This is a genomic window from Streptomyces sp. NPDC103540 (assembly GCF_055584445.1).
Window position 1 is genome coordinate 37,685 of sequence record NZ_JBVJMA010000023.1, and the last position, 19,700, is coordinate 57,384.

A 19,700-nucleotide genomic window follows, 5' to 3' on the forward strand; every position below is an offset into this window, starting at 1 on the left:
TTCCGGTGCTGGGTTCCGCGAAACCGTACGGGAGTCAGTCCCATGCCCCGCGTACGCAGGTGCGGGCCGAAGTCGTTGCTCAGCACCAGAGTCGGAGCGCCGAGCCGGTTCAGCTCGGCGGCACACAGTCCCCCCGACCGACGGCAGCTCGGCACCGGCTGGGACACCACCTCACAGAAGGCCGACCGACACTCGGACGGGCCGACCATCGTTTTCCGGACATGACCGCCCACAAGACAGCCACCACACTCGCCCTCACCGCAACAACGCTCTGCACTGGGGTCGCGGCTGCGGCCCCGGCAGCCGCCGGAGGAATCGCAGACATTCTCTCCCCCGCACTCGGCACCAGTTGCACCAACCACCAAACCCGCCCCCGCCCCGCCGGCTCCACCAGTACGGGAAGCGGCAAGGCGAGAGGCCTACTCGCACAACTCCCCCTCACCGGCGCCCTCAACCAATGCGGAGGAGCAGACCTGCCCGGCCTGCAGTACCCTGCATTTTCTTCGTTCGAAGACGCACACGGATACGGCCATATGTTTTGACGGCATTCAGCCGCAGGATCACTGAGCGATTTCAGCGTGGCCGCTGATTCCCAATGATGTTGTCAAGCGGCGGTAGTGACCTACTATGGTCGGGTTATATCGCTGTCGCGCCTGCGCGAGCCGCAGCGGTCTCGAAGAGCTTGTGGTCGCGCAAAAGAGCCCAGAGCACGTTCAGCCGGCGATGGGCGAGGGCCAGGACGGCTTGCTCGTGGGACTTTCCCTCCGCGCGTTTGCGCTGGGGACGCCCCTCACCCGGCAGAGGCACAGGTGCCCGCCAACCGGCGGACACGATGTCGGTGTGGATCCCTACGGTCGCACCATGTCCGATCACCTGCCGCTCAGCGGTGCCCCGGTCGCCCTTCACCAGCAGGCGGCGTACGCCCCGGGCGCGCAGGGATTACTTCCGGTCGGTTTGATGGGGATCAGTGGTCGTCGGGGACGAGCGCGAGGGCGGCGAGCTCCTGGTGGGCGCCTTGAAGGGGACGGCGATCGTGCGGTGTTGACGGCGTACGACGCAAAGAGGGCTGCTGTTTGAAGTAGCGGCAGAAGGAGAGGTGTCGAGCGCGTGGATCCGGAGCGACGTGCGGGTCGAGACGTTGCGCCCTCTCCGAGATCCGCCGGGCGGCTCAGGGCCTGACAGGGGTGCTGATCACAGGTGTCCGGTGTTCGGGGCGACGTCCTCAGCGCTGTGAGGCGCATCCTGTGCACGTGGCGATGTGGGCTGCGTGCAGGGAACGCAGCAGGGCGAGGTCTGCCTGGATGGTGCGGTCGAGGTAGGAGGCGATGGCTCTGAGGGACATTCGGCTTCCGTCTCGGAGCACGATTCCGGGGGCGCCGCTGCGGGCCGGGCCGAGTCCTTGGCCGTAGGTGTTGATCTCGCGGATCCCGCACCACGGCACGGTTCGCCAGCGGCCGACGGGGCGCTCGGTGATGCCCCTGGAGTCGATCCGCAGCCCCACGAAGAAGCCACAGAAGGCGAGCCAAGAACCGAATCCCAGAAACGTCAGATACATCGCGACGCTGACCGGATCCGAGAGGGTGGGCAGCGTGGCCGCGCTGATGAAGACGGATGCTCCGCCCGCCGAGATCAGCGTCAGGCGCTGCCCCATGCGGCAGAGGGTCTGAGCGGGTATCGGTTGTTGCGATACAGGCGTCATGCCTACCGACCCTACGCCGCGGGTCCCGCGATGGTTGAGGCTTTCGCACCGCCGTGTCGACGCCGGTATGCCGGTGCGCGTGGCAGTGACGGTGGGCGCGACGCCGGCTGCCACAGGCCTGCCCGGCCGACTCGGGTGTCGGCGGCTGAGGCGTAGCCGAGGACGGCGCGGCTTGTCGAGGGGATGGTCGGCCGCGACAGTGTCCGGGAGTGTGGCGGCACGGAATGGATGTCGAAGCCCGCTTTGGCGCTCTTGGGGTCTTTGTGCCGCGGCGACGTTCTCGCCCACACCGTCCCGGCGTTCGAACGGTTCCTTGTCTTTGTCCCTGGCAGGAGGCAGGTGTTGGGCTCTTCAGCGAGCAACAGGTGTTGCCCGGTGTGGGGCCGCACTGAATGCGTGCGTGGATGAGTGCGGCGAGTATCGCGGCCCAGCAGGTGCTGTGTGCCTTCACCTCGTCCAGGGCGGTTGCGTATGGGTGTGCCACAGATACTGGCAGTCACTGACCCGCAACGCCGCCGGCAGGGCACGGCGGATGGCTTCCGCGTGAGTCGTCGATCCGTCACGGCACGCCACCTCGACATCCGGATGGGCACGAAGCCACGTTTCCAGCGTGCCGGCCGTACGGTCGGGCCGGACATCGATCCGTTCATGGGTATCGGCGTCGAGTACCACGGTCGCATGGCGTTGCCGGCGAAGCAGAGCGAAGTCGTCCGTAACGATCACTCGCCGGTACCCGCCCCGGCCGGCGAGGGGATGCCCAGTGCAAGCCTGCGACGCCGAAGAGCCTGCCCGCCCTGTCTACGCACCCGATTACCCCCCGCAGATCACTTCACCGTGGCGGCGTCGCGTTTTGGGTGGGGGTTTCGTATCACTGGTTCGGGTGCGGTTGAGGGGAACCGGGCTTGTTCGGTTGTTGGTTGGGCTAGGTTGAACGGTGGGCTCGCTGTGGCGGGTTGCCCTTGTTCATGAAGCGGCCCCCGGTGGTGGTGGAACACCATCCGAGGGCCTACATCACTCAAGGTCTAGAGAGGACCCTGGGATGTTGAGGCATGTTATCGCGCCCGCGCGGCTTTTTTCGCAGGTACCGAACGAGATCATTCGTCATCCGCGTCTGTCGGCCGAGGCTGTGCGCCTGTTGGTGTGGCAGTTGTCCCTGCCGCCGGGACGGGACGAGTGTCTGTCGCGGACGGCCGAGCGGGCCGGTATCAAACGTTGTGGCTTCGCGCGAGCCAAGCGCGAGCTGCGGGCGGAGGGGTTCTTGCACGAGTGGCGTGTTCAGGGGCCCGGAGGTCGGTGGGCGACCACGCAGCTCCTGTCGAACACCCCCCTCACGGAGGAGGACGCGAGAGGCGTTCGTGACAACCGGGCCCGACCGACGGCCCTCTCCCCGACGGTCGGCGGACCGCGGCGTCGGGTGGTCGGCGGTCCTACCGAAGACTCGATGGAGAACACTGACCACCAACCACCCGTCCTCCAAACCTTCCCGGCGGCGGAGGAGGAGCCGAGTGGGACCCGCACCGGGCACTCTCACGAGCTACGGCCGGACCCACGAGCACGCGACTGTGACCGTGATGAGCACCCGTCACCGGCCGCCCGCCTCGACTCGGTTCTGCGAGAACGGGCCCGCGGCGTCCTCGACCGGCTGGCGAGGACCGAGCCACGACTGCCCCTGACAACGCGGGACATGGCCCTCCTCGCACCCCTGGCCGCCCAGTGCCTCGAAGGAGGAACCACGGAGGAAACCCTCTTGACCTCCCTCGGCACGGGACTGCCCGCCCCGATCCACCGCCCCACGGCTCTGCTCCACAACCGTCTCACCCGCCTGCTCACCGGCATCGGCCAGGACCTACCGGCCGGCGGCGTGACCACGACGAAGCCATTCGCCCCGGGAGGCACGCCAGGCCGGCCCTCCGGTCGGCGAGTGGCGAACATGCGCGAGTGCGCGGGCCGGCACATCCAACCGCGCCTGTTCCTTCCCGAAGACCCCGACACCGATCTGTGCGACCACTGCCGCGACAGCCCCAGTACGCCGCACGACGCCGTACCTCTGCCGGGACGCGCGGCTTTCAACGCCAGCCGCGCCCTGCTCAACGGCACACCACGGGCTGTTCGGAGGTGAGTCGGGGTCGCGGAATCCGGGCCCCGTCGCTCGGTGGTCCCGGCTGTTCGCCTCGGGGCCTCCCGCCGGTCGAACCGGGGGAACAGGGCGCTCGACGACCTGATCGACCCACCCACCGCGGGCGTTCGCCGGATCGAGCCCCTACTCCGCTGACGAGGCCGCCGGAGCCGGTTGTCTGGGTTCGCGGTGACGGTTGCGAGGCACTCTCTGGATCAGCGCAGGCGATCCACTGGCTGGAGGTCCGTGCAGATCTCGCGCATCTCGCCGGTGACGCGGCGGGCAGCTGCGGGTTGTGGATGGCGGCGGTCGACGCCCGCCTGGCCCGCCTGCAGGCACCTGACGACTTGGAGGTCGAAGCCGCCGTGGACCGGGCCCACCACCAGTGGCAGGAGGTGAGGGACGCGGCGAGCGCCCGGGCGCTGGGACCGCGCCTTGTTGCCCTGCGCCGTCGGGTACCCGGGCGACTGCCCGGCGCGAGGGAAGCCGTGCAGCGCCGCCTCGAGCTGCTGCACACCCTGCCGCGAGCCCTGACCCCTGGGTCTTGAACACCCCGGGTCGGGGCCGGCCGGCAGGGCCGCCCCCGGGTGGGGCGGTCCTGCCCGCGGCGCGGTGTCGCGAGAGGCGATGGCGGTGCCGTAGCCGCCGGCTACGGCACCGCCATCGCCTCGCTGGGTGGTGCGTGTCGACGGTGCGGTGAACTTCACACGGTGACCGACCAGTTCACCGGGTTTCGCGGGTGGATCACCAGTCGACGATGCGAGGTCTCCGATCGGTGACGACCGCCCGCGCGGGGTGATGGTGAGTTCGTCCCTTCCGGCCCTGGTGAGTTCACCACCGGCCCCGGTGAGTTCACCGGTGAGGGAATGGGTGAGGACTCGGTCCTTCCTCACCGGCTCCTCGATGTGGTGGTGAGGAGGTGCGCCCGCTGGTCGATGCGAGTGGAGATGTCACCGAGGCCCGGTGAGTTCGCGTTGCCTTCGGGGGGAGGTATTGGCGTTGTCGGGTGTTCGGAGTCGGGATGGAGGCCGTGGTCGTGACGCGAGGGGGGAAGCGTGGGGGGAAGCCTCGGGGGAAACGCGGGGGGAAGCGTGCGGGGAAGCGGAGGGGGAACCGTGTTTTCGGGTGATCTTGCATCGGTGCAGGTCAAGGCTTCGGTGGTGAGTGGTGACTGGTCAGACATTCATGTGGGGAGGGGGAGGCAGTTGTGGGGAGGGGGGTGGAGGTAGTTGTGAGGTGGTGGGGTGGATGGTCGGGTTGTCGAGAGTGATGGGGTGTCTGGCCGGGTTGGGGTGGGTGGGGTGGAGGGGGAGTGTCGTCGGTGGTTGGTGGGGAGGCGGTTCTCGTCACGGTTGGGCGGAAGCGGCGGCGCTGCTCGGGAGTGAGGCGGTCCAGGTCGGCGGTGAAGCGGGGCAGGGCTTTGTCCGTGGGCACGGGGAACTCCTCCAGGAAGCACGAAGCCCCCGGCCGGTCTTGGGTTCTCGTGGTTGTCGCAACACCCCAGCCCAGGGGATGCGATGGAGTTCGAGAACCGGGGGCCCGGCGGCCGGGGCGCAGTATTCGCATGGTCCGTTTCAGGTCTCGTAGCAGTCGCGCATCGTGTCCCAGAACGCCGGACACCGCGTGTGGGAAGGCGCCCGCGGCACCATCGGCGGCACGTACCCGTTCTGGCAGCGCCACCGCTACACCCGCTCCACCACCTTCCCACGGCTGCACGTCGTTCTGGCGGGCAAGGCCGAACACCTCCTCGAGACCCGCCTCCAGGCGCTCACCGCCGCGGTGCAGGGCATCACCATCGCGGTGTGGGCCAACACCCTTCCCCGGCTCCAGCGCGGCGAGCCCTGGTACGAGATCGGCGTCGACGACCCGCACCGGCGCCGTGATCGGTACCGTGAACCGGTCGGCCGCTGACCGGCGCTGGGCAAGCCCAAGGGGAGCCTGGGCAAGCCACCCCCGTGCACCGGCTGGCCCAGCTGGGCCGGGGCTCGTCGGCAGGGCGGCATCGGGCACGGCCACCGCCGGCCTCACGACCAGGACGCGGCTGACCGATGACGCCTGACCGATGACCGGTCACCGCGCAGACCGGGAGTTGCATGACCGGTCACCGTGCTGACGGGCCGGTCGTGACCGATCGGAGGAGACGGATCGGTCACGACCGGCCCGTAGACCGGTCACGGGTTCTGCTGGGCAAGCCCTCGGCACAGGGGGCTGGGGCCTGTCCCCGAGTGGTGGACACCTCTGAGTCCGGCCCTGGCAGGGGCCGGGTAGGAGGCATCTTTTATGGTGATGAAGGTCTACTCGCCCGAGTTCAAGGCGGATACTGTCGCGCTGTACCTGTCGGATCCGAGTCACACCTTCGAGGGCATCGGCAAGGATCTGGGGATCAGCCGGGAGACGCTGCGTACCTGGGTGCGGGCCGAACGGGCCCGGCGCGGCCGGGACAGTACGACGAGCACGGAGACGACGCAGGTGGATGCCCCGACGACGGCCGAGGAGCTGCAAGCCGAGAACGAGGCCCTGCGCCGGGAGCTGGCGGCGGCCCGGAAAGAAATGCAGAAGCTCGCCACCGAGCGGGACATTCTCCGCAAGGCGACGAAGTTCTTCGCACAAGAGATGACCTGGTGATCAACCGCTTCCAGTTCGTCGAGGACCACCACCGCGCCTTCGGCGTGAAGCGGTTGTGCCAGGTGCTGGAGGTCGCCCGCTCCAGCTTCTACAAGTGGCGGGCCGGCCGTGGGGCCCGGGCCGCGCGTGAGCGGGCCGACGTGGCACTGGCTGAGCGGATCAGGGCCGTGCACGACGAGTGGGACGGCACCTACGGCCGCCCGAGGATCACCGCCGAGCCGCGCGAGGACGGCGAGCGTGTGAACCACAAGCGTGTCGGGCGGGTGATGCGGAAGTTTGGTATCGCCGGGCTGCGGCTGCGGCTGCGGCTGCGCAAGCGCCAGGTCACCACGGTGCCCGAGCCGTCCGCCACACCGGTGCCGGACCTGTTCGGGCGCGACTTCACCGCAAGCGCGCCGAACACGAAGTATGTCGGCGACATCACGTACCTGCCGGTGGGCGACGGTGAGTTCCTGTATCTGGCGACGGTGATCGAGTGCTTCTCGCGCCGACTGGTGGGCTGGTCGATCGCCGACCATATGCGTACCTCGCTGGTCACCGACGCGCTCCGGGCAGCCGCCCATGTCCGCGGCAGCCTGGCCGGCGCCGTCTTCCACAGCGATCACGGAGCCCAGTACACCTCCCGTGAATTCACCGATGTCTGCGCCGAGTTGGGCGTGCGGCAATCCATGGGCGCGGTCGGCACGAGCGCGGACAACGCACTCGCCGAGTCGTTCAACGCCACCCTCAAACGCGAGACGCTCCAGGGCGCCCGCCGCTTCGACGGGGCACGCGCCTGTCGCCTGGCGGTCTTCCGCCGGACCACGCGCTACAACACCCGCCGGCGGCACTCGGCGAACGGACAGCAGGCACCGATCGCCTACGAACAGCAGTCAGCTACCCTGACACTCGCCGCATAACGACACGAACAGGTGTCCACTCCGCGGGGACAAGGCCCGCTTGCCCAGCGTCCGGATCAAGTCAGTGGCGGAGCTGGCCCGGCCGAACATCTGAGCCGAGGCGTACTCGGTCGGCCCGGCCGTGGGGCATGATCTGTTGGACGGGACGGCGCGAGGGGCGCGCCCTTCCGGCGCACCGACTGGGGGGACACGTTGTGGGGTGGGGGACGCCGGTCGCCACACTGGGCGGCGGTTTGATTGCGATAGCGGGCACGGTTCTGGCCGACCGTCTACGCACCCGTCAGGAACACCGCCGCGGCCTTCAGGCGCGACGCCGGGACGTCTACACGGAGTTCATCGCGGCGGCGGGCGCGGCCCATACCGAACTGCGCCGTCTCGCGCAGAGCGGCGCCGAGGCGACCGACCTGGAGGAGGCAAGCCGCCTGGCGTTGACGGATGCCCGCATCTACGAGGTGCGCGAGCGCCTCTTCCTCGACGCCAGCGCCCGGATCGCGGGAACGGGCCAGACCATGTTCGAACGCCTCCGCGCCCTCCGTAGGGCGGTCGCCGCGGGCGCCGGCATCTCGACCCCCGCATTCCACGACATCTACCACCCCTACCTGGACGCCGTCTGGGCCTACCGTGAGGCCGTCCGCAACGAGCTGGAGGGCCATGCCCTCACCCCGACGGACTTCGGCTGGTCCGCATGGGACGGCCGCGAGCGTTGCCCACACTGCGGGGAGCGCGGGACGGACACGGCGCCCGATCATCGCTGACCCCGCCCCAGGACGGGACGCCTCCCAAGGTCGTGGCCGCACCGTCTGGGACGCGGTGGCCTGGAGCCGGTCGCGGCCGCCGTGACGGCCGTACACCGGAGCCATGACACGAAACAAGCAGTCCTACGCCGGGCTCGTGCCGAGCTTCCCGGGAGACATGTGGCACGCCCTGGCCTCCCTGGCCGGGGCCCACGGCGAGCCCGTCGGCCGACTCGTACCCTTCGACCGCCCCGACGCGAGCCTCTCCCTCACCCAGCCCGAGGACATCGGCTTCACCGCGCGCTTGGAACTGTCCGGCGGGGAGACGCTGGCCCAGCTCCACAAACTGATCACGACGATCACCCGCAACATCACCCACGAACTCGGCACGGCCACGCCCGGGACCGCGCTGGAGATCATGGTCGGCAAGCGCCACCAGCTCGACCTCCACGCCGGTCACGTCGACGGCCTGACCCGGCTCCTGCGCGACGCCGTCGACAACATCAACGCGCACGGCTCCACCGGCGGCGACGGATCATGCCGCCACTGCCACGGCACCGGGCGGGCGTACCCCGTGTGGGGGGTCAAGGACGAAGAAGCCTGAGCATCCGGGCAAGCCTGAGGCGACCCTGGGCAAGCCCCTCCGTGCGGGGGCTTGCCCAGGCTTCGCTCACGGGCCGTGCCGTCCCGGGCGCAGGACGTCGGCGTAGATCCGGGCCCGAACGCCCGCCTCGCCGGGATCCCTGCGCACCGGGACGATGCCCGATGTGGCCCAGCGCTCTTCCAGCGCGGCCATGACGGCCCGGACGGTGTCCTCGCCCCCGCCGGTGATGTCCAGGACCACCAGGCCGGGCTCCGCGATGTGCTGCTCGTCGATCGGCTTCATGAGTCCTGCGACGGCGCTGGGACCGGACCGGTTCGCAGGCGGCCCCGGGTCCACTCGCACGAGGAACCCGGGCCGCCTGTGTCGCATGGTCGGCAAGCGTGTCGGGGTGCGGCCCCCGTCGCGGCCCTGGTGGCCAGGGCCGCACCCCGTACGTCCGAACGTACTCCGGAGGTCGAAGCCGCCCGTACGGCTTTTCGCTGCCGGTAGGAAGCGGCGGGAAGAGGCTGGGCGAGGCACTGGCACGGAAGCTTGGGAGCCCTCCCTCTGACCCTTCGCGGGGGTTGCACCGGAGGGCGGCTGCAGAGGTGTCTGGAGGGGTGCACTAGGCGGGGGACCGCAGGTGTGACCGGGAGTGGGACCCCCCGAATCCGGTGATCTTGCATTCGTGCAGGTCAGATGCTGTGGGCAAGCCCCCTTCGGAAGACGACACCTCTTTGTCCGCGATAGCCGGACGAAGAAGTCTGTCCAGTGTCCCGGGGGCTGGCGGCGCCGCAGGGGTACATGTACCGGTATGGCTCGTGAACGGATCCGGTGGCCCCTCGTCGCCCTCACCGAAGGCGAGTTCGGCGGGACGCTGCGCCGGTTGACCGCGTCGGGTGCCTCCGGGTGGGCGGTGCAGGGCGGGGTACGGTTCGCGGACCGGGTGGAGACGGGTGCGGGCGGCCTCTGCGTCACCCTCGTCTGGCCGGCAGGCCTGCGGGGGACGATGTCTTCGCACCCGACGGGCGGCGTCACCCGTCACGCCCTGCCCTTCACCGTGCCTGGCGAGGTCTGCGTCTGTCGCCGCCGGGAGTGCGGCGGTCTGGTGGCGGTCGGCTGGTGTGTGGAGCACGGGGACGCGGTGGCGCCGGCGCTGGAGTGGCATCCGGGGGGTGGTTTGCGCTGTACGGAGTTGGAGGAGGGCCGGCTGCTGGCAGAGGTGGGGGAGCGGGGTTGACCCGGCCGGGGTGGTCGCGGCCTGGCCGGGTGCGGTGGCGGGTTGGGCGTCGTGGATGGGGGGCGTAGGGCACGGAGCGTCCCGGTTAGGGTGCGGGTAGCCCGTACCGATATGGCGTGTAGGGGTGAGGCCCGGTGCCCGGAGGATTCTCGGGGGCAGTACCACCGGGCCGCCTCAGCTCCGTGGGCGGTGTCGGCGACGAGTGTCCGGCCGTGGCCCCGAAGACCGTTCGTGCTCCCCTCCGCTTCCGCGCCCCCGTTCTGGTGGGGTTGGCGGTTTGGGCGGTCAGTTCTGGGCCCCGCGGCGGGGCGTGGTGATGTCGGCGGCGTCGACCGGTGTGGGGTTCCATGCGGTCTCCTCGGACTGGCCTGGTGTCGTCAGATCGAGCACGTTGGCCGCGCAGTCTGCGGTGAGGCGGTGCCACAGGCCGGCGTCGCGGATCATGGCGTGGCGGCCGTGGGCCATGCGGATGCCGCGAACACGGGTTCCGGCTGTGTGGGCGCGGCGGAGGTAGTTCCAGGTGTCCGTGGCGGAGGTGATGGGGTCGGCCTGGTCGTGGAGTGCCATGACGGTGCGGCCCGCGAGGTGTTCGACGGGTTCGCCGGGTGGGCACCAGGGCGCCAGGGCGACCACGCCCCGAACGTCTGGATCGGCAGCGGCACGCAGCGCCGCCCTGGCACCCATGGAGTGTCCGACCAGCACGACGGGAAGCGGCCCGGCGACATCGCGCAGTTCGTTCAATGCGCGTCTGGCGTCCTGGAGGGGGTCGGCGCGGTGGCCGTTCCAGCCGCGCAGCCGGTAGCGGACGGAGGCGACCAGGATGTCCGCGAAGCGTGGGTCCTGGTTCATTGTGCTGGCGAAGGGTCGCATCCTCAGGCCGGGGAGGTTGATCAGGGAGGGCTGTGTGAGGGAGTCGGCGCGTCCGCCGTGCAGGAGGAGCACCGCGCCGGACGCGGGCAGGAACGGCGGCTGCGGCAGCTCCAGAGCACGTTCCCGCGGCCTGCTGAGGCCGTGGCTGTTCACCGGCGGCTCTTGGCGGACGCCTTCGGGGGAAGTGGTAGGAAACCGCTGGTGCGCGCGGCGTACTCGGCGTAGCCGGGACGGTCTGCCATGTGTTTCTCCAGGAGGCGCTTGCCGCTGCCCGCGGTGAGCAGCAGGGTCATCAGAACCGGGGAGACCAGGACGGCGATGGCGGGCTGCAAGGCGGTGCAGGCGAGCAGGTAGATGCCCCACCAGACGAGGCTGTCACCGAAGTAGTTGGGGTGACGGGTCCAGGACCACAGGCCGCGGTCCATGATGCGGCCCCGGTGGGCGGGGTCCGCCTTGAAGCGCGCCAGCTGGTGGTCGCCGACGGCCTCGAAGAAGAGCCCGAGCGCCCACACGGCGAGCCCGCACCAGGCGAGCGGGCCAAGCGGCGCGGAGCTGTACGAGGCCGCCTGGACGGGCAGGGAGATCACCCAGACCAGGGCCGCCTGGCCGAGGTAGACGGTGCGCAGCGCGTACAGGGTGCGGTTGCCCGGGGCCTTGTCGAGGAGGGCGGTGTAGCGGGGGTCCTCGCCGTGGCCGCGGGAGCGCCGGGCGATGTGCGCCGAGAGCCGCAGCCCCCACAGCAGCGTCGCCGCGGCGACGAGCAGGCGCCGGCCGTCGTCCCCGTGCCCGGCGGAGAGCAGCCAGGTGACGACGGCGACGGCGCCGAAGGCGAGGCCCCAGGCGATGTCAACGATGCGGTGGAGGCCGCAGCGCAGGGCGACGGCGAAGGTGGCGAGCAGGACCGCCCCGGCCGTGGCCGCGCAGACGGCGAGGTTGACGGCGAGGGCGCCCCAGTCGGTTCCGGTCACGAAAGGCCCAGCGGCGCGTACCAGGCGGCGGGGGTGGCCGGCAGGGCCGCGGTCCCTGCGCGGGTGGGCCGCACGGCGAGGATCTGGTCGACGCCCATGCGGCGCTCGGAGAAGGCCAGGGAGGCTCCGGCGAGGTAGAGGCGCCACACCCGGCCGGTGGTCTCCCCCACCAGGTCGGTGATCTCGCTCCAGCGGTGTTCGAGGGTGGCGCGCCAGGCGTCGATGGTGGTGGCGTAGTGCTCGCGGAGGGCTTCGGTGGAGCGGACCTCCAGTCCGGCGTCCTCCAGCAGGTCCACGGTCCGGCCGACGGGCCGCATGTGCATGTCGGGGGCGATGTAGGTCTCGATGAAGGCGCCGCCGCCCGGAGCGTGGGCGCCGCGGGACATCTGCTGGATCAGCAGCCTGCCCTCGGGGCGCAGTACGTCGTGCAGTTTCGCGGCGAAGGCGGGGTACTCGGCGTCGCCGACGTGTTCGCCCATCTCCACGGCGGCGGCCGCGTCGTAGCCCCCGCCGTCGATGTGCCGCCAGTGCCGGAGCCGGACGTCCACCAGGTCGTCGACGCCTTCGCGGACGGCGCGCTCGGCGACGAAGTCGCACTGTGCGCGGGAGAGGGTGACGGCGGTGACGCGCACCTTGTGTTCGCGGGCCGCGTGCACGGAGAGCGAGCCCCAGCCGCAGCCGACGTCGAGGAGCCGGTCGCCGGCGCGCAGTCCGAGCTTGCGGCAGATGAGTTCGAGCTTGTCGCGCTGGGCGTCGGCGAGGGTGTAGCCGGGGTCGTCGGGGCGGGTCCAGTAGGCGCAGGAGTAGGCCATCGATTCGTCCAGCAGGAGCGCGTAGAAGGCGTTGGACAGGTCGTAGTGGTGGCTGATCGCGGCCCGGTCGCGGGAGGCGCTGTGCAGCGGGCCGGTCAGGCGGGCCCGCCCGTCGGGCCGGCGCGGGGGCGGCCCGGCCGCGCCCAGCCGGACGGCGAGGGCGGCGGCCGCGGCCAGGCCGGCGGGCCGGGGGCGCGCCGCGGGCCGGTCGCGGACGGTCCGGCCCGCGCGCGACAGGGCGTCGGCGAGGTCGCCGTCGATGTCGATCTCTCCGGTGATGTAGGCCTCGGCGAGGCCGAGTTCGCCCGGCTGCCAGAGCACGCGGCGCAGCGCGGCGGGCGTCCGGAGCACGACCACGGGTGCGTCCGCGGGGCCGGCCTGGCTGCCGTCCCAGGCGCGGACCCGGACCGGCAGCGGGCCCGGCAGGACGTGGCCGACGAGGTCGGCGAGTCGGTCGGCGGCGGGCTTCACGGGCGGGTCCCTTCGGTGAGGAGCAGCTGGCGCACGTCGAGGTAGCGGGAGCGGAACCCGGCCTCGGAGTAGGCGAGGTAGAACTCCCACATGCGCTGGAAAACGGCGTCGAAGCCGAGGGCGCCGACGTGGTCGCGGCGGGCGGTGAACCGCTCCCGCCACAGGCGGAGGGTCTCGGCGTAGTGCTCGCCGTAGCCGTGGTCGGCGACGGTGGTCAGCCCGGCGGCGGCGGAGTGCTCGGCGATGGCCCGGCGGGAGGGGATCAGGCCGCCGGGGAAGACGTATTTGCTGATCCAGGTGTGGGTGGCGGCCGTGTGCAGCATGCGGGGGTGATCCATGGTGATGGCCTGGAGGGCGATCCTGCCGCCGGGGGCGAGGGCGCGGCGCAGCGTCGCGAAGTAGGAGGTCCAGTACTCGGAGCCGACGGCCTCGATCATCTCGACGCTGACCACGGCGTCGTGGCGGCCCTCGGCGTCGCGGTAGTCGCGCAGCTGGACCTCGACGCGGTCGGCGAGTCCGGCGGCGGCGATGCGTTCGCGGGCCAGGGCGGCCTGCTCGGCGGAGAGGGTCAGGGTGGTGACCCGGGCGCCGCGGGCGGCGGCCCGCAGGGCGAGTTCGCCCCAGCCGGTGCCGATCTCGAGCAGCCGGGTGCCGTCGCCGACGCCGGCGAGGTCCAGCAGCCGGTCGATCTTGCGGTGCTGGGCGGGGACCAGGTCCTCAAAGCGGGCGGGAAGTTCGGCGAACACCGCGGAGGAGTAGGTGAGGGTGGGGTCGAGGAACGCGGAGAACAGGTCGTTCGACAGGTCGTAGTGGCGCTGGATGTTGTCGCGGGCCCCGGCCCGGGTGTTGCGGTCCGCGGCCGGGCGGCGCGAGACCCACAGGCCGCGCAGGCGGCGCAGCGGGGCGGGGACGAGCTCGTCGACGTGTTCGGCGAGGACGGTGAGGACACCGGCCAGGTCGTCGCTGTCCCATTCGCCCGCCATGTAGGACTCGCCGAAGCCGATCAGGCCGTGGCGGCCGATGCGCCGGTGGAAGGCGGCGGGGTCGTGCACGGTCAACGTGGGGCCCGTACCGGGGTGCGCGCCGCCGCCGGGGGGCGTGGTCAGGCCGAGGCGGTCTAGGGCGCCGCCGACGAGATGGCCGGCGACGGCGGTCCTGGCGGCTGCGGCGGACGGCAGCCGGGCCACGTCGGGCCAGCGCTGCGCGTCGACGTCGGTGCGGCGCACCGCGGGCGCGGCAGGGCCGGTGTGGTCCGGTGCAGACGTCGGCCGGCGGGGCTCGCTCTGCTGGGGGATCACGACCGGGCGGCCGGACGCCCGAGTTCGTCCGGGGGACGTGGTGGCGGGCTGGGTCACGACGGCATGCCTTCCTGCGGGGTGGTGCGGGGATGGGGGTGTACGGGCAGGCCGCGCAGCAGCAGGTGGATGCCGTGGCGGCGGATGCCGGCCCAGACGGCGGCGGTCGACCAGGGTCGGCGGGCGGCGGCGGACAGCAGGGCGGGCACGGTGGCGGGCCGGCGGCGGCCCCGGACCACGGCGGTGAAGGCGCGGCCCTCCTCGTTCTCCAGGTGCACGGCCAGGTGCAGCCGTTCGCCGGGCAGCGGCAGCCGCATCCGGTAGCGGCCCTCGACGGCGAAGAACGGCGAGACGTAGAACTCCTTGTCCACCTCCGCCTCGTCGGATCCGTCCGGGCGCAGCAGGTAGCAGTGGCGCTGCCCGTAGGTGTTGTGGACCTCGGCCACGACACACACCAGAGCGCCGGAGCGGTCGTGGCACCAGTACACGCTGAGCGGGTTGAAAACGAACCCGAACACCCTGGCGTGCGCCAGCATCGTCACGCGGCCCCCGCACAGGTCGATGCCATGGCCGGCCAGGTAGGCGTCCAATTGGGCCCGTATGGATTCCCCGCTGCCGGTGAAGTGGTCGCGGCCCTCGAAGCGGGCGAGCGGGCGCATCGGCCGGGGCAGCACCGGCAGCCGGTCCAGGTCCACGAACCACAGGTAGGTCCGGTGCCGGAAGGCGTGGCGGATCGGCGTGGTACGGGAGTGCGTGATCACGCACTCGTACAGGGCCGCGGCGGTCGCCCCAACCCCTCCCGGGGTGGCCGGCCCGGTCCGTGCGGCGGTGTGTGCAGGCCAGGTCACCAGCGCACTCCCAGGGACCGGGCGGCCTGAACACCGGAGCGGCACCCGTCCTCGTGGAAGCCCCACCCGTGCCAGGCACCCGCGTACGCGGTGACCCCGTCGTTCAGGCGGGGCAGCTGCTTCTGCGCCGCGACGGAGGCGGGGGTGTACACCGGGTGCTCGTAGACCATCCGCTCCACCACGCGGTCGGCGGCGATGCGATCCTCCCCGCCCAGGGTGACGAGGTAGTCGGTACCGTCGGGCAGGCGCTGCAGGCGCCGCATGTCGTAGCTGACGCGGACCGGCTCGGAGGAGGGGTCACAGCTGTTCATGCGGTAGTTCCAGCAGGCGCGGGCGCGCGGTGAGCGTGGCAGGACGGCGGTGTCGGTGTGCAGCACGGTGGGGTTGCGGGAGTAGGTGAAGGCGCCCAGGAGGCGCCGTTCCTCCTCGGTGGGGTCGGCGAGGAGGCGCAGCGCCTGGTCGGGGTGGGTGGCGATGACAACGGAGTCGAAGTCTTCGGTGCTGCCGTCCCCGGCGGTGACCTGCGCGCCGCCTGCCGTGCGCCGGACAGCGGTGACGGGGCTGGAGGTGTGGATGCGGTGGATGTGTTTGGCGGCGGCGGTGACGTAGGCGGCGGAGCCGCCGGTGACGGTCTTCCACTGCGGGGATCCGGTGACCGACAGCAGGCCGTGGTGGTGGAGGAAGGTGAAGAGGTAGAGAGCCGGGTAGGACAGGGCCGTCCGGGCGGGGCAGGACCATACGGCCGCGACCAGCGGGAGGGCGAAGTGGCTGACGAAGTAGGGGGAGAAGCCGCCCTGGCGCAGGAAGTCCCCGAACGTCAGAGTCGCCTGCGTGGTGCGGGCCAGCAGGCGCCGGGCGCCGCGGTGGAAGACAGGTACCTCGGCCAGCAGCCGCAGGTAGTCTCCGCGAAACGCACGGCGGGAGGCGAACAGGCCGGTCGGGCCGCGGGCGCCCGCGTACTCCAGGCCGCAGCCGTCGCACCGCACCGACATGCTCATCTCGGCGTCCTGCGTGCCGACGCCCAGCTCCTTGAACAGCCGCAGCAGGGTGGGGTAGGTGCGCTCGTTGTGGACGATGAACCCCGAGTCGACCGCCGCCATGCGTCCGCCGGTCACCGGCAGCTCGCGGGTGTGGGCGTGACCGCCGAGTCGCCCGTCCGCCTCGTAGAGGGTTACCTCGTAGGAGGCCGCCAGGATGTAGGCGGCGGTCAATCCCGCCACCCCGCCTCCCACGACGGCCGCTTTCCGTGCTTCCACCACAACCGCTCCTGCTACTCGACACGCCGCCAGGCTGCTGCGTTTCACCCGTACTTCGCAGCGGCCCGGCGGCCGGATTGGTGGAGATCCGCGGGCGGCGGGGGCCGGCTGGTTGCGGGCGGGTGGTGTTCAGGAGGCGAGTCGGGCGAGCTGTGCGGTCAAGGCGGTGGCGGGCGGGTAGGTGGCGCCTACGGCGGTGACGTGCTTCCAGTGCAGGCGGCCGGTGGCGGTGAGGATGAACACCGCCCGGCGTACTCCGATCAAGGGTGCGGTGATCCCGAAGGACTTCGCCACCGTGCGGCCCTGGTCGGATAGCAGCGGCATGCGCAGGCTCCGGCTGCGTGCGAACTGTTCGTGGCGGTCGATGCCCTGGGGGCTGATCCCCCACACCACGGCTCCGGCCGACTGGAGGTGGTTCAGGCCGTCGGAGTAGGAGCACAGCTGTGCGGTGCACACGGGTGTGTCGTCGCCGGGGTAGAAGGCGAGGACGAGGGGCGTGCCGCGTTGTTCGCACAGGGTGTAGTCGCGGCGGTGGAAGGTGTCGCCGTCCAGGTGCCCGCCGGGCAGGCGGAAGTCGCCGACGGTATCGCCGATCTTCGGGGTGTGGGTCATGGTGGACCTCGAATCGGTACGTCGGTGCGGGCACCCCGCCTGCGGTTGCGGTGCGCGCCCCGGATCAGGCGGGGAGGGTCATCAGGAGGAGGGGGTCGGTGGTGGGCTGGGGGGAGCCTCCGGCGGGTTCGAGGGTGAGGCCGACGGCGCCTGCGTCGGCGGGGTTGCCGGTGAGGATGACGGTGCCGTCGTGGTCGAGGAGTCCGGCCGGGCGCATGGTGCCGTCGTGGTCGAGCCACAGCTGGTAGGTCTTGCCCGCCCCGGGCGCGGGCAGGTTCGCGGCGGAGAAGACGGCCCTGTTCTGCCGGTCGGAGGCGACCACGGTGGTCAGCGCACCGTTGGTGGCTTTGCCGTGGACGGTGCGGGCATCGGGGGCGGCCAAGACGGCCCCGACCGCGTCGAGTTCCTGCCGGGCCTGTCGGGCCTGCTGCTCAAGCTCCTGCCCGTGCTGCGCCTGCCATACGGCGATGCCGCCGAGGGCGGCCGCTGCCACGCTGGCGGCCAGCGCCAGCGCCAGCGGCACGGCCCGCCGGCGAACCATGCCGTCGGCAGCGGGAGCCGCGGCGGGTGCGGGCACGCGCGGCGGGAGCTGGCGTACCCCGTCGATGGCGGCCAGGACCTGCGCCTTGACGGCGGCCGGCGGTGGCTGGGAAGCGGCTGCGGCCAGGCGTGCGGCGGTCGCCTCGAACTCGGCGGCTTCCTGCCGGCAGGCCTCACAGGTCTGAAGGTGGGAGTCGAAGGCCTGGCGTTCGCCGTCCTCGAGCGCGCCCAGCGCGTAGGCGGCGGCGAGGGTGTGAGCGTCGGTGGCGTGGTGTTTCACGTGGTCACCCCCATGCAGTCGCGGAGCCGGATGAGCCCGTCGCGCATGCGTGTCTTGATGGTGGGAAGAGGAGTGCGCAGGGCTTCGGCGACTTCACGGTAGGTCAGTCCCCGGTAGTAGGCCAGAGTGACGGCCTGGCGCTGGAGTTCGGTCAGGCCGCGCATGCAGCGCCGTACCTGCTCGGCTTCCAGGCGGGTCTCGACCTGTTCGGAGACCTCGTCGAAGGCCGTGGTGTGCTCGCGGGCAGCCTGCGCCTGCTCGCGGTCGGCCGCCGCCTGGGCGGAGCGCACCCGGTCCACGGCCCGCCGGTGGGCGATCGTCGCCGCCCACGTCCTGACACTGCCGGCTTCGGGCCGGTAGCGGGCGGCCTGTCGCCACAGGTCGATCATGACTTCCTGGGCGACTTCTTCGGACTGCGCGCGGTCGCGTACGACCTTGAGCACGATGCCGAAGACCAGGGGTGCGAGGGCGTCGTAGAGCGAGGAGAAGGCCTGTTTGTCGCCGTGGGCGACCTTTTGCATGACGTCGGTGAGATCGTTGCGGCCGGTATCGGCCGGGCGGCCGGCGCCGAACGGGATCGGTTCGTTCACCTGTGCCGCACCGCCTGTGGTGAGCAGGCGAAGCAGCGGCCGGGGTCGGCCGTGGGAGGGCGGGGCATCCATCGCATGCCGGTCCTTGTGTCGTCGCTGGTACGGGGCCGGACCGCCCCCCGGGGACGGTCCGGCCTTGGAAACCTGTGCGTGTGTCTGCTGGTTCTTCGTAGCGGACGGGCCCGCGGATGGGAGGGCTCTTCGTCACCCGAACCACCGCCGGTTAACCCGTCCGGGGGAAGTAGGGGGCTCGGTCCAAGCCGGTGGGCGAACGGTCGCGAACACCGGGATGTGAGGGGAGCCCGAAGGCGTTCACAGGGCCTTCTCACCGGCCGCGCGGAACCCCGTGCGGCCGTACATCCTCACGGGAGGCAGAAGAACATGGTTGGTGTACGGCGAGGTCTGGCCTTGGTGCTGGCGGCCGGCGCGGTAGTCGTGGGAGGGGCGTCGATAGCCGCCGCCGACGCGGGAGCGCAGGGTGTGGCCGCCTACTCGCCGGGCGTGGGCTCGGGCAACCTGATCCAGGTGCCCATCCACATCCCGGTCAACGCCTGCGGCAACAGCGTCAGCATCATCGGACTGCTGAACCCGTCCTTCGGCAACACCTGCATCAACACCTGACCTCCGCCCCGCGGAAAGAGCCCCGGTCCGGCGCCGTCAAGACGGGGAGGCGCGGACCGGTGACCTGACCTGGCACGGGGCGCACGGCGCATTCGGGGATGCGTTGCGTGCGAATCCGTACCGGTGCGGGTCGGCTGCGGGTGGCTGTCGGCACAGCCACCCGCAGCACCCTGCCTGCTTCTGCGCGGGCTACCAGGTGAGGACCGCGATGACCTGCTTGCCGATGCCCGAGCGGCTGACGAAGACGTCGGCGCCGAGCGCCCGGACGATCTTCAGCCCGCGGCCGCCCGGCGCGATCCGCTGCGTGCCGCCGCCTGATTGGTGTCCGGACAGGTCGCAGGAGCCGTCACTGACCGCGATACCCGCCCGACCCGCTTCCATGCCGACCGTGAGCGCATAGGGGCCCTTCGCATGCAGGACCGCATTGGTCACCAGTTCGGAGACGATGAGCACAAGGTCCTCGGCGACAGCACACGGGCAGACAGCCGGCTCCAGGTTCAGCATGCGGGCCGTCGCCTCTCGGGCCTGCCGGGCAGCCTGCGCACCCGGGGGGAGCTGGATGTGCAGCGTGGCCGGACACCCGCAGGACGCGATAGCGGTGTCCATGATCATTCCTCACGGTTGAGGGACCCCGTGACCGG

General features: G+C 71.3%; 19 protein-coding genes and 2 pseudogenes. 6 read left to right on the forward strand and 15 right to left on the reverse strand.

Going from position 1 to position 19,700, the window contains the following annotated elements:
* Positions 1 to 636: 636 nt before the first annotated feature.
* The 4 genes and pseudogenes from ACZ6ZI_RS36890 to ACZ6ZI_RS36905 all read right to left on the reverse strand — a co-directional run.
* A pseudogene (locus tag ACZ6ZI_RS36890) lies at positions 637 to 777 on the reverse strand (IS110 family transposase); the annotation flags it as partial.
* A 445-nt stretch (positions 778 to 1,222) separates the two neighbouring features.
* Complete coding sequence (locus ACZ6ZI_RS36895; RefSeq protein WP_469528715.1) at positions 1,223 to 1,651, reverse strand: hypothetical protein; 429 nt, start codon at positions 1,649 to 1,651, stop codon at positions 1,223 to 1,225.
* 448 nt (positions 1,652 to 2,099) lie between these two features.
* Positions 2,100 to 2,437, reverse strand: a pseudogene (locus ACZ6ZI_RS36900) (transposase); the annotation flags it as partial.
* 1,593 nt (positions 2,438 to 4,030) lie between these two features.
* The gene (locus ACZ6ZI_RS36905; RefSeq protein ID WP_469528718.1) at positions 4,031 to 4,330 is read right to left on the reverse strand and encodes a hypothetical protein; all 300 of its coding nucleotides are present in this window, start codon (positions 4,328 to 4,330) and stop codon (positions 4,031 to 4,033) included.
* A 1,084-nt stretch (positions 4,331 to 5,414) separates the two neighbouring features.
* On the opposite strand from ACZ6ZI_RS36905, the gene ACZ6ZI_RS36910 reads away from it, so the two are divergent.
* The 4 genes from ACZ6ZI_RS36910 to ACZ6ZI_RS36925 all read left to right on the forward strand — a co-directional run bounded on the left by ACZ6ZI_RS36910 (position 5,415) and on the right by ACZ6ZI_RS36925 (position 8,677).
* Positions 5,415 to 5,726: a hypothetical protein gene (locus ACZ6ZI_RS36910; protein ID WP_469528719.1), complete on the forward strand. Its 312-nt coding sequence runs from the start codon at positions 5,415 to 5,417 to the stop codon at positions 5,724 to 5,726.
* Between the two features lie 369 nt (positions 5,727 to 6,095).
* A protein-coding gene (locus ACZ6ZI_RS36915; protein ID WP_469528721.1) for an IS3 family transposase occupies positions 6,096 to 7,339 on the forward strand; the annotation gives its coding sequence in 2 pieces (ribosomal slippage) (positions 6,096 to 6,423 and positions 6,423 to 7,339; 1,245 coding nt in all).
* Between the two features lie 233 nt (positions 7,340 to 7,572).
* Entirely contained in the window at positions 7,573 to 8,094 is a 522-nt protein-coding gene (locus ACZ6ZI_RS36920; protein WP_469528722.1) for a CchlQ, read from the forward strand.
* Positions 8,095 to 8,197: 103 nt separating this feature from the next.
* Positions 8,198 to 8,677 (forward strand): hypothetical protein, encoded by a 480-nt coding sequence (locus ACZ6ZI_RS36925; protein ID WP_469528723.1) that lies wholly within the window; start codon positions 8,198 to 8,200, stop codon positions 8,675 to 8,677.
* A gap of 66 nt (positions 8,678 to 8,743) precedes the next feature.
* On the opposite strand, the gene ACZ6ZI_RS36930 is transcribed toward ACZ6ZI_RS36925, so the two are convergent.
* Positions 8,744 to 8,959: a DUF6207 family protein gene (locus tag ACZ6ZI_RS36930; protein ID WP_469528726.1), complete on the reverse strand. Its 216-nt coding sequence runs from the start codon at positions 8,957 to 8,959 to the stop codon at positions 8,744 to 8,746.
* Between the two features lie 511 nt (positions 8,960 to 9,470).
* Here ACZ6ZI_RS36930 and ACZ6ZI_RS36935 point away from each other — a divergent pair.
* On the forward strand, positions 9,471 to 9,896 hold the full coding sequence (locus ACZ6ZI_RS36935; protein WP_469528728.1) for a hypothetical protein: 426 nt from the start codon (positions 9,471 to 9,473) through the stop codon (positions 9,894 to 9,896).
* Between the two features lie 285 nt (positions 9,897 to 10,181).
* Here the strand turns inward: ACZ6ZI_RS36935 and ACZ6ZI_RS36940 are convergent, their stop codons facing one another.
* From ACZ6ZI_RS36940 to sigK, 9 genes are all read right to left on the reverse strand, one after another.
* Positions 10,182 to 10,919 carry an alpha/beta fold hydrolase gene (locus tag ACZ6ZI_RS36940; RefSeq protein WP_469528729.1) on the reverse strand — a complete coding sequence of 246 codons (738 nt, stop codon included), beginning with the start codon at positions 10,917 to 10,919 and terminating at the stop codon, positions 10,182 to 10,184.
* Positions 10,916 to 11,734, reverse strand: a complete 819-nt coding sequence (locus ACZ6ZI_RS36945) for a DUF1295 domain-containing protein (protein ID WP_469528731.1) — start codon at positions 11,732 to 11,734, stop codon at positions 10,916 to 10,918. Before ACZ6ZI_RS36945 ends, ACZ6ZI_RS36940 begins: the two co-directional genes overlap by 4 nt.
* The gene (locus tag ACZ6ZI_RS36950; RefSeq protein ID WP_469528733.1) at positions 11,731 to 13,017 is read right to left on the reverse strand and encodes a class I SAM-dependent methyltransferase; all 1,287 of its coding nucleotides are present in this window, start codon (positions 13,015 to 13,017) and stop codon (positions 11,731 to 11,733) included. Before ACZ6ZI_RS36950 ends, ACZ6ZI_RS36945 begins: the two co-directional genes overlap by 4 nt.
* On the reverse strand, positions 13,014 to 14,243 hold the full coding sequence (locus ACZ6ZI_RS36955; protein WP_469528734.1) for a class I SAM-dependent methyltransferase: 1,230 nt from the start codon (positions 14,241 to 14,243) through the stop codon (positions 13,014 to 13,016). Before ACZ6ZI_RS36955 ends, ACZ6ZI_RS36950 begins: the two co-directional genes overlap by 4 nt.
* Before the next feature lie 125 nt (positions 14,244 to 14,368).
* Positions 14,369 to 15,085: a DUF1365 domain-containing protein gene (locus ACZ6ZI_RS36960; RefSeq protein ID WP_469528818.1), complete on the reverse strand. Its 717-nt coding sequence runs from the start codon at positions 15,083 to 15,085 to the stop codon at positions 14,369 to 14,371.
* Positions 15,086 to 15,156: 71 nt separating this feature from the next.
* Positions 15,157 to 16,416, reverse strand: coding sequence for an NAD(P)/FAD-dependent oxidoreductase (locus tag ACZ6ZI_RS36965; RefSeq protein ID WP_469528736.1), 1,260 nt, complete (start codon positions 16,414 to 16,416; stop codon positions 15,157 to 15,159).
* Between the two features lie 129 nt (positions 16,417 to 16,545).
* Positions 16,546 to 17,028: a peroxiredoxin gene (locus ACZ6ZI_RS36970; RefSeq protein WP_469528737.1), complete on the reverse strand. Its 483-nt coding sequence runs from the start codon at positions 17,026 to 17,028 to the stop codon at positions 16,546 to 16,548.
* A 64-nt stretch (positions 17,029 to 17,092) separates the two neighbouring features.
* On the reverse strand, positions 17,093 to 17,848 hold the full coding sequence (locus tag ACZ6ZI_RS36975; protein ID WP_469528740.1) for an anti-sigma factor: 756 nt from the start codon (positions 17,846 to 17,848) through the stop codon (positions 17,093 to 17,095).
* Positions 17,845 to 18,438, reverse strand: a complete 594-nt coding sequence (sigK, locus tag ACZ6ZI_RS36980; protein WP_469528742.1) for an ECF RNA polymerase sigma factor SigK — start codon at positions 18,436 to 18,438, stop codon at positions 17,845 to 17,847. Before sigK ends, ACZ6ZI_RS36975 begins: the two co-directional genes overlap by 4 nt.
* Before the next feature lie 381 nt (positions 18,439 to 18,819).
* Here sigK and ACZ6ZI_RS36985 point away from each other — a divergent pair, with 381 nt between their 5' ends.
* A complete protein-coding gene (locus ACZ6ZI_RS36985) occupies positions 18,820 to 19,059 on the forward strand; it encodes a chaplin (protein ID WP_469528744.1) in 240 nt (79 codons plus the stop codon).
* Positions 19,060 to 19,248: 189 nt separating this feature from the next.
* Here ACZ6ZI_RS36985 and ACZ6ZI_RS36990 read toward each other — a convergent pair whose 3' ends face one another.
* Complete coding sequence (locus ACZ6ZI_RS36990) at positions 19,249 to 19,665, reverse strand: ATP-binding protein (RefSeq protein ID WP_469528746.1); 417 nt, start codon at positions 19,663 to 19,665, stop codon at positions 19,249 to 19,251.
* Positions 19,666 to 19,700 lie beyond the last annotated feature (35 nt).

Coding starts and splice junctions, on each gene's coding strand:
- ACZ6ZI_RS36985 (WP_469528744.1), top strand. CDS start 18,820: ATGGTTGGTGTACGGCGAGGTCTGGCCTTGGTGCTGGCGGCCGGCGCG.
- ACZ6ZI_RS36990 (WP_469528746.1), bottom strand. CDS start 19,665: ATGGACACCGCTATCGCGTCCTGCGGGTGTCCGGCCACGCTGCACATC.
- ACZ6ZI_RS36930 (WP_469528726.1), bottom strand. CDS start 8,959: ATGAAGCCGATCGACGAGCAGCACATCGCGGAGCCCGGCCTGGTGGTC.
- ACZ6ZI_RS36935 (WP_469528728.1), top strand. CDS start 9,471: ATGGCTCGTGAACGGATCCGGTGGCCCCTCGTCGCCCTCACCGAAGGC.
- ACZ6ZI_RS36925 (WP_469528723.1), top strand. CDS start 8,198: ATGACACGAAACAAGCAGTCCTACGCCGGGCTCGTGCCGAGCTTCCCG.
- ACZ6ZI_RS36895 (WP_469528715.1), bottom strand. CDS start 1,651: ATGGGGCAGCGCCTGACGCTGATCTCGGCGGGCGGAGCATCCGTCTTC.
- ACZ6ZI_RS36970 (WP_469528737.1), bottom strand. CDS start 17,028: ATGACCCACACCCCGAAGATCGGCGATACCGTCGGCGACTTCCGCCTG.